Annotated in this window: 6 protein-coding genes; all 6 read left to right on the top strand. The window is 43.5% G+C overall.

Annotated features, from left to right (window positions below; genetic code table 11):
- Positions 1-144 precede the first annotated feature (144 nt).
- Positions 145-411 carry a YeaC family protein gene (locus tag A3766_RS17595; RefSeq protein WP_068506813.1) on the top strand — a complete coding sequence of 89 codons (267 nt, stop codon included), beginning with the start codon at positions 145-147 and terminating at the stop codon, positions 409-411.
- 15 nt (positions 412-426) lie between these two features.
- Complete coding sequence (locus A3766_RS17600; protein WP_068506812.1) at positions 427-1,254, top strand: DUF2797 domain-containing protein; 828 nt, start codon at positions 427-429, stop codon at positions 1,252-1,254.
- A gap of 22 nt (positions 1,255-1,276) precedes the next feature.
- The gene (gene pepN / locus A3766_RS17605; protein ID WP_068510513.1) at positions 1,277-3,925 is read left to right on the top strand and encodes an aminopeptidase N; all 2,649 of its coding nucleotides are present in this window, start codon (positions 1,277-1,279) and stop codon (positions 3,923-3,925) included.
- Between the two features lie 441 nt (positions 3,926-4,366).
- A complete protein-coding gene (locus A3766_RS17610; RefSeq protein WP_068634380.1) occupies positions 4,367-5,749 on the top strand; it encodes a DUF1329 domain-containing protein in 1,383 nt (460 codons plus the stop codon).
- Positions 5,750-5,935: 186 nt separating this feature from the next.
- Positions 5,936-7,081 carry a YCF48-related protein gene (locus A3766_RS17615; RefSeq protein WP_068507666.1) on the top strand — a complete coding sequence of 382 codons (1,146 nt, stop codon included), beginning with the start codon at positions 5,936-5,938 and terminating at the stop codon, positions 7,079-7,081.
- A 63-nt stretch (positions 7,082-7,144) separates the two neighbouring features.
- The gene (locus A3766_RS17620; protein ID WP_231882916.1) at positions 7,145-8,242 is read left to right on the top strand and encodes an RND family transporter; all 1,098 of its coding nucleotides are present in this window, start codon (positions 7,145-7,147) and stop codon (positions 8,240-8,242) included.
- Positions 8,243-8,305 lie beyond the last annotated feature (63 nt).

Consider the following 8,305-nt stretch of genomic DNA (forward strand, 5'->3'; position numbering starts at 1 on the left):
TTGTTATCATTTGCATTGTCAACCACTGAGCTTGATCTTTTTTGTTTATTCTTGAGTAGCGTTACAGGGATTGATATTCTCGCTAGCTTGTTACAAATTCTTGAGTGCATGCTATGGCACTCAAAGTTCTTCTAGGATTAACTTATGAAGTTTGAAGATGCTGCTGAATCCATTCCTAAAGAAATTTACGAAAAGTTCAAACAAGCGATAGAGTTGGGAAAGTGGCCCGATGGCCGGACCCTCTCTCGTGAGCAAAAAGAAATATGCCTTCAGGCGGTCATGCTTTATGAAGTAAAACATGGACTCGATGAAAGCAATCGAACCGGCTATGTTGATACAACGAAAAAGACCTCCCCATGCGGGCCAAAAGACGATAGTGATGATGAGTCGACTATCCGTATATTGCACTAACAAAGAAGACGATTAATGAATCAAGTTGCATCAGGTCATTTAAGTAAAATGACAGTGAGTCAGGGGAACCCGGTAAGTTACACCTTGAACTTTGGTGATACAAAATGCAATCCTGCAGATTATCTTGGCAAGAAATTACGCTTTCGTTCTAACGGCGAGATTCGCTGTTTTCATTGTCAGAAGCGTACCAACAAGAGCTTTAACCAAGGTTACTGTTATCGATGCTTTACCAAGTTGGCCCAGTGTGACCGCTGTATTATGAGCCCTGAGCTTTGTCATTATGCACAAGGTACCTGCCGTGAGCCGGAATGGGGTGAAACACACTGTATGCAGGAGCATATAGTTTATTTGGCGAATTCAACTGGTTTGAAAGTCGGGATTACCCGTCATAACCAGGTGCCTACCCGCTGGATAGATCAGGGTGCCATTGCTGCATTGCCTATATTCTCAGTTAAGTCCCGACGACTTTCCGGTTTGCTTGAAGTTATGCTGAAAGAGTGGGTGGCGGACAAAACTAATTGGCGGAAAATGCTGAAGCATGAGGTCGTTGATATAGATCTTTTGGTTGAACGTGACCGTCTAATGGAACTGGCTCAGGATAAGTTGGCCGAGCTTGATGAGCAATTCCCCGGTGAGATTACTGCTTTGACTGAGCAGGATGTATGGGAATTTGAATACCCACACTTATCTTGGCCAGAAAAGGCTAAAACCTTTAATTTTGATAAACAAGATGAGGTGGAGGGGACCTTAATTGCCATTAAAGGGCAATATATGATTCTCGATACCGGTTGCTTAAATATTCGAAAATTTACGTCCTACGACGTCTCGCTAGACGTCGAGTAAGACATATACTTGGAAAGCATGCATGAGTGAATCAGCAAAGACGATATACCTCAAAGACTATCTTGAGCCTGCGTTTAAGATTACGTCACTTGATTTAACCTTTCAGTTATTTGAAAACGGAGCGTTGGTAAAAGCCAGGCAGCTTATCGAGCGAGTCGCTGGCCGTGAAGGCGAGGCGCTGTCACTAAATGGTGAAGACCTTGAGCTGAAAAGTATAAAGTTAGATGACCGTGAGCTGGAAGAGAGTGAATACCTTCTAGATGACGAATCTCTAACGGTAGAATCTGTACCCGCGAAATTTGAGTTGCAGTGTGAAACCTGGATTAAGCCGCAAGATAACAAGCGGTTGGAAGGCTTGTACAAGTCTTCGTCAATGTTTTGTACCCAGTGTGAAGCCGAGGGTTTCAGACGAATTACCTATTACATGGATCGTCCTGACGTACTAACGGTATTTACGACGCGCATCGAAGCTGATAAAGCGCTTTACCCGAACCTGCTTTCCAATGGTAATGCTATTGAGTCGGGAAACTTGGAAGATAATCGTCATTTTGTTACTTGGCACGACCCTCATCCAAAGCCTTGTTACTTGTTTGCTTTGGTGGCAGGTGATTTACATTGCCATGAAGACTCCTTCAAAACCATGTCTGGACGTCAGGTGGCCCTGAAGATCTTTGTTGATCATAAGAATGCAGATAAGTGCGATTACGCACTAGATTGTTTAAAAAGGTCGATGCGCTGGGATGAAGAAGTCTACGGGCGAGAGTACGACCTGGATATATTTATGATTGTCGCGGTGGACGATTTTAATATGGGCGCCATGGAGAATAAAGGTCTGAATATCTTCAATTCATCCTGTGTTTTGGCAAAGCCCGATGCAACAACAGATGCGGGTTATCAGCGCATTGAGGCGATTGTTGCACATGAGTATTTTCACAACTGGTCTGGCAATAGAGTTACTTGCAGAGATTGGTTCCAGCTAAGCCTGAAAGAAGGGTTTACCGTATTTAGGGATTCAGCATTTTCTGCCGATATGAATTCCTCCGTGGTTAAACGTATCGAGGATGTAAATGTTCTGCGAACCGCACAGTTTGCTGAAGATGCAGGCCCGATGTCACACCCGGTTCGTCCGGCTTCCTATATGGAAATTTCAAACTTCTATACCCTGACGGTTTATGAAAAAGGGGCAGAGGTTGTTCGCATGCTGCATACTCTCTTAGGGCCGAAGCAGTTCCGGGCAGGGAGTGATTTATATTTTGACAGGCATGATGGGCAAGCGGTCACAACTGAAGACTTCGTTTCGGCAATGGCTGACGTTTCCGGGATGGATCTGGAACAGTTTAAGCTCTGGTACGATCAGGGCGGGACGCCAGAGCTGCAAGTGAGTTCTAGCTATAATGCCAATAGCAAACAATATACCTTGAGCTTGAGTCAGTCTTGCCCTGCAACACCTGGGCAAGATTTAAAAGAGCCGTTTCATATCCCTGTATCTATTGCATTGTTGGACTCAGAAGGGCAGGAGCTTCCCTTATCAATTGCGGATGGCGCTAAAGAATGTGTTTTTGAGCTAATCGAAGCACGAGAATCAATTGTTTTTGAGGGTATCGAAGCAGAACCGGTTCCATCATTACTAAGAGGCTTTTCGGCTCCGGTCAAGTTGTCCTATCAGTATACTGATGAGCAATTGGTATTTTTGTTTCAGCATGACTCCGATGGTTTTAACCGCTGGGAGGCAGGGCAGGCATTGGCATTGCGCATCCTGCAGGGCTTAATCAAATCTTATCAGCAAGGGCTGGAGCTGGTGTTACCCCAGAGTTTTGTCGAGGCGTATCGAGGTTTGCTCACAGATAGCTCTTTAGACAAAGCAATGGTTTGCAAGATGCTGATGCTACCCGCTGAGAGCTATCTTGTGCAGCTGGCGGAGCAAGCAGATGTTGATGCCATTCATGCTGCAAGAGAATTTGTTCGACAGGCCTTGGCTAATCAGCTAGGTGACGAGCTATATGCAGTTTATCGTGACAATATTGTTGAGTCGGAATTACCTGCTTTGGATTATGGCTCTATGTCACAACGGGCATTAAAAAATGCGGCTTTATCTTTAATGTCAGCAATAGGTGGTTCATCTGCAAGTCAAATGGCAGATGTTATTAACCTGGCTAAAAAGCAGTTTGCAAATGCTGATAATATGACTGATAGCTTTTCTGCTTTGAGCGCTTTGGTAAATTCAGGAGATGCCTCAGAGGCTGAGCAAGCACTAGAAGCCTTTCATGCTCAGTGGAAGGACGATGCTCAGGTTATCGAGTTATGGTTCTCTGTTCAGTCTTCAAGTGCTGCGTTTATGACATTAGAGCGCCTAAAAGCATTAATGGAAACGCCAGATTTTGATATAACCAACCCTAACAAGGTTCGCTCGGTTGTGGGTGCCTATTGTGGTCAGAACCTGGTTCGTTTCCATGACCTGTCGGGAGAAGGTTACGAGTTTCTCGCCGATATTATTATCAAACTAGATGATATGAATCCTCAAATTGCAGCAAGGCTTATGACTCCCCTGACGCGATGGAAGCAGTTTGATGATAATCGACAGAAGTTAATGTGCGAGCAGATTGAAAGGATTCAATCGAAAGAGGCGCTCTCAAAAGATGTTAGAGAAGTTGTCGAGAAAAGTCTTGTATAAGCCGGTTTAAGCTCTTTTGAAATAAGTCCAAAAATAATTGCCCGCAAGCTGAGCTGACAGGGTTCAGCTTGCTAGGGCCACATTGAGCATAGTTTCGCCCTTCGTACCGTCCTGCATGAGAGGTGATGCACTCATTAGTCTGTTTTTTGCTCAAAACCTTCCTTAGATATATTTCATAACAAAACTAAAATAGACAGATCGAAAAAATCTGCTAAAAATTAATAGCATGGCTAATCTTTTTGAAGGAAATTGAAAAGTATTATCGGAAGGTTTTGCCAGTATCAGCGATAACAGGTTTAGGCCAAAAAATGTTAATCCAGATGCGGGCGACCACTCTCGTTAATAATGAGTGTGGCGATTTTAGAGTGTAGTAATACAACAATGGGTGTGGCGATTTTAGAGTGTAGTAATACAACAATGGGTGTGTTTCAAGGTAATCATATGAAAAACAAGTCTATTTTGCTTTGTAGTGTGCTAGCGCTGGTTTTGGGTGCGCTCAATGCAAATGCGAAAGTTTCAACGAAAGAAGTTAATAAGTTAGGGAATTCTTTAACGCCGTTCGGTTCGATAAAATCCGGGAATAAAAATAAAACTATTCCTGCATGGACTGGGGGGATTACCGAAGCCCCAATGGGGTATGAGGGGACAGGGCAGCATCATATCGACCCTTTTGCCTCTGATGATATCAAATTCACCATTGATGACAGTAACTACAAAGGTTTTAAAAACTATCTGACCCCAGGTCAGTATGCTTTGTTTGAAGCATACCCAAGTAGCTTCAAGATCAATGTATATCCAACCCATCGTTCGCACTCGATGCCGGATTGGGTCCTAGAAAATACCAAGAAAAATGCCAAAACATCGTCTTTATCCAAAGGCGGGGTGGGGATTCAGAACGCATACGGTGGTATTCCTTTTCCAATATTACATGGAAAGAATGAAGATAAAGCCCTTCAGACAATGTGGAATCATTTGACTAGATGGAGAGGTATTTTTGCAATCTTGCGTTCGACTGAAGTGCCAGTTCAGAGAGATGGTTCTTTTTCTCCGATTACCAAGCAGGCGGAAGTGTTTTTTAACTTCCATAACCCTAAAGGCAGCTTTAAAAAGCTTAACAATATTTTGTTTTACTTTTTGACTTTCAATAAAGCGCCCGCCCGTTTGGCAGGTGGTGCGTTGCTAGTTCACGAAACTATGGATCAGGTTAAAGACAAACGAGGTGCGTGGGACTATAACTCAGGCCAGCGTCGAGTGAGACGTGCTCCAAACTTGGCTTATGATTCCCCCATTGCTTCGTCTGACAACACGCGTACTGCAGATGATACAGATATGTACAATGGAGCCCCTGATCGATATAACTGGGACTACAAAGGTGTTAAGGAGTTTTTCATTCCTTATAACAATTATAAGGTCGGTCAGAAAGGTGTTCAATACGATGACTTGGTTATGCCGGGTCACTTAAATCCTGAATATGTTCGCTGGGAACTGCATCGTGTACATGTTGTCGAAGCTACTTTGAAGAAAGGGGCTCGTCATATCTATAAAAAACGTGTGTTCTATGTTGATGAAGACAGCTGGGGAATTGCTATGGTGGATCAGTACGATAACCGTGGTGAACTTTGGCGAGTCAGTAATGCGCTCTTAAAGAACTATTATGAGTTGCCAGGCGTTTGGTCCAGTGGTGATGTATATCACGATCTACAAGCACGTCGTTATAGTGTGAATGGTCTATACTCAGAAGAAAAACAGGCACCTGTATTTGAAAATAAGGTACCAAACAAGCGTTACTTTAAGCCTTCGTCATTAAGACGTAGAGGCCGATAACAAAATATAGACATAGAGCAAGGGAGCTCTTCAGCTTGCTTAAAAAGAAACTCAAAATAGGCATGTGTTGTTTTAATATTCACTGAATATGGGCCGCTATTGTATAGGCGGCTTTCGTGGTTAATGTTGAAATGTCTAATATTGAGGGTGTCTGATGGGATATATTCAAATGTACAAGGTTGATAAATGAACAGTCTACTGTCTAGGTTAAAAGTTGGTGTTCTGGCTAGCTCATTGAGCGTTGTAAGTCTAATAACTCCTGCTCATGCGGTCGAAGATGTACTTAAAACGCCCGCGGTTAAAACTTCTATGGCAACGAATAGCCTCTTGTTGGATGTTGACAAGGCGGGCAGCCGACTTGTTGCAGTCGGAGGTCGTGGGCATATTGTCTATTCTGATGATGAAGGAAAAAGCTGGGCTCAGGCTTCTGTACCAGTATCGGTATTGTTAACGGCAGTAAGTTTTGTCGATCAAACGCACGGTTGGGCTGTAGGGCACTCGGGTGTCATTTTGCACACTAGCGATGGTGGAGAAACTTGGGTCAAGCAATTTGACGGTGACTCGGCAAACCAAATGATTATTACTCAGTCCGAAGAGCGTCTGAAGCAGTTTGAACGACAAATGGAAACAGCTTCTGAAGATGAGCTGGAAGACTTGGAATACGAGTTGGAAGAAGCTAGCTACGCTTTAGACGATGCGAAGTTCGATGCTCAAGTTGGTGCGAGTAAACCCTTGCTGGATGTGTTGTTCAGTTCTTCAAAAGAAGGTTTTGTAGTGGGTGCTTACGGTTTTCTGTTTAAGACCTCCGATGGCGGACGTACCTGGCAGAACTATGGTAGCCGAATTGAAAACCCTGACCGCTTTCACTTAAATGCAGTGAACGAAGTTAAGGGTGGTGCCCTATTTATTGTTGGTGAGGGTGGCGTGCTATACCGCTCAACCGATAAGGGTGAAACCTGGGAAACTCTCGATAGTCCATATAGCGGGTCATTTTTCGGCGTCGCCGGAACACAGGATGAAGGCGTTGTACTGGCTTTTGGTTTGCGAGGCAATATGTATCGCTCCGAAGATAATGGCGATACATGGGAGCAAGTAGAAACGAAGACCGAAGGGACTCTAATGTCTGCTTCTCATGACGGAAGCAAGAAAGTGTCAGTCGTGGGAAATTCCGGCGTGGTTATTCTAAGTCGTGATGGGGGACGAACTTTTGTTGAAACAATTCGCGAAAATCGATTAGGAAATGCATCTTCAGTCTATATCGACGCAGAGCGCTTGGTATTGGTAGGGGAAAATGGTGTTAACTTGACCACTCCAAGCGGTTTGAACTTGTAAGTGCCTTTGGCAACATAACTAATTATATAAGATATAACGACTAGAGATTAAGAGGATTGATGGATGTCAAACTCAGATAAGGGCGCTTCAGGCAAGCAGATTAAAGCTGTCGGTTCAGGTAGTGTCATTGAACGGCTAATATTTTCAAACAGACCTGTGATTCTTGCAATATTTGCATTGATTACGGCTTTCTTGGGTTTCAATGCGGCACAAATTAAACCGGATGCTTCATTCGAGCGTTTAATTCCGCTTGAGCACCCGTTTATCGTCAATATGATGGAGAATAGGGAGGATCTGGAAAATCTAGGTAACTCAATACGCGTTGCGGTGGCAGTTAAAGATGGTGACGTCTTTGACAAAGCGTATATGGAGACCTTGAGTGAAATAACAGATGAGTTGTTTTACCTTCCAGGCGTAGATCGCTCAGGAATGAAGTCTCTATGGACTCCCAATGTCCGTTGGGTGGAAGTTACTGAAGAAGGTTTTCAGGGCGGACCGATTATTCCTGATGGATATGATGGGTCTGATGAGTCACTAGAAGTTCTACGACAAAATGTGCTCAAGTCTGGGCAGGTTGGCCGATTAGTTTCGGATGACTTCAAATCGACAATTATATATGTCCCCTTATTTGAAATTAATCCAGAAACAAATGAACCTCTTGATTACAAAGACTTTTCTTTAAAGTTAGAAGACAAAGTTCGTAACCAGTACACAGCAAAAAATCCAAATATTAATGTGCATATTATCGGCTTTGCAAAAAAAGTTGGTGATTTGATCGAAGGGATTAGTGCGGTTGCGGTCTTTGCATTAATTACAATCGGACTAACTTTAACATTTTTGTTTGTCTACTCTCGCTGTATGGTCGGTACATTGGTACCTATTGTTACCTCTATTATTGCGGTGGTTTGGCAGCTAGGTATATTGAACTTACTTGGCTATGGTTTAGATCCTTATTCTGTACTGGTGCCATTCCTGGTATTTGCGATTGGTATTAGTCACGGTGTGCAGATAGTTAACCGGGTTGCGGTTGAGCAGGCTCATGGTTATAACCCGCTAATGGCTTGTCGTTTGACTTTTAGACAGCTTGTAAGGCCGGGTATTCTGGCTTTGCTTTCAGATGCGATTGGCTTTTTGACATATTGTTCATTGAAATTGACGTGATTAAAGATCTCGCTGTTGCCGCAGGTGTAGGTGTGGCGGTTATTATTGTTACCAACCTTGTTC

The organism is Oleiphilus sp. HI0132, from assembly GCF_001635845.1.

What these genes read in the sequence shown, in the direction of transcription:
- A3766_RS17615 (WP_068507666.1), top strand. Translation starts at nt 5,936, where the DNA reads ATGAACAGTCTACTGTCTAGGTTAAAAGTTGGTGTTCTGGCTAGCTCA.
- A3766_RS17610 (WP_068634380.1), top strand. Translation starts at nt 4,367, where the DNA reads ATGAAAAACAAGTCTATTTTGCTTTGTAGTGTGCTAGCGCTGGTTTTG.
- A3766_RS17600 (WP_068506812.1), top strand. Translation starts at nt 427, where the DNA reads ATGAATCAAGTTGCATCAGGTCATTTAAGTAAAATGACAGTGAGTCAG.
- pepN (WP_068510513.1), top strand. Translation starts at nt 1,277, where the DNA reads ATGAGTGAATCAGCAAAGACGATATACCTCAAAGACTATCTTGAGCCT.
- A3766_RS17620 (WP_231882916.1), top strand. Translation starts at nt 7,145, where the DNA reads ATGTCAAACTCAGATAAGGGCGCTTCAGGCAAGCAGATTAAAGCTGTC.
- A3766_RS17595 (WP_068506813.1), top strand. Translation starts at nt 145, where the DNA reads ATGAAGTTTGAAGATGCTGCTGAATCCATTCCTAAAGAAATTTACGAA.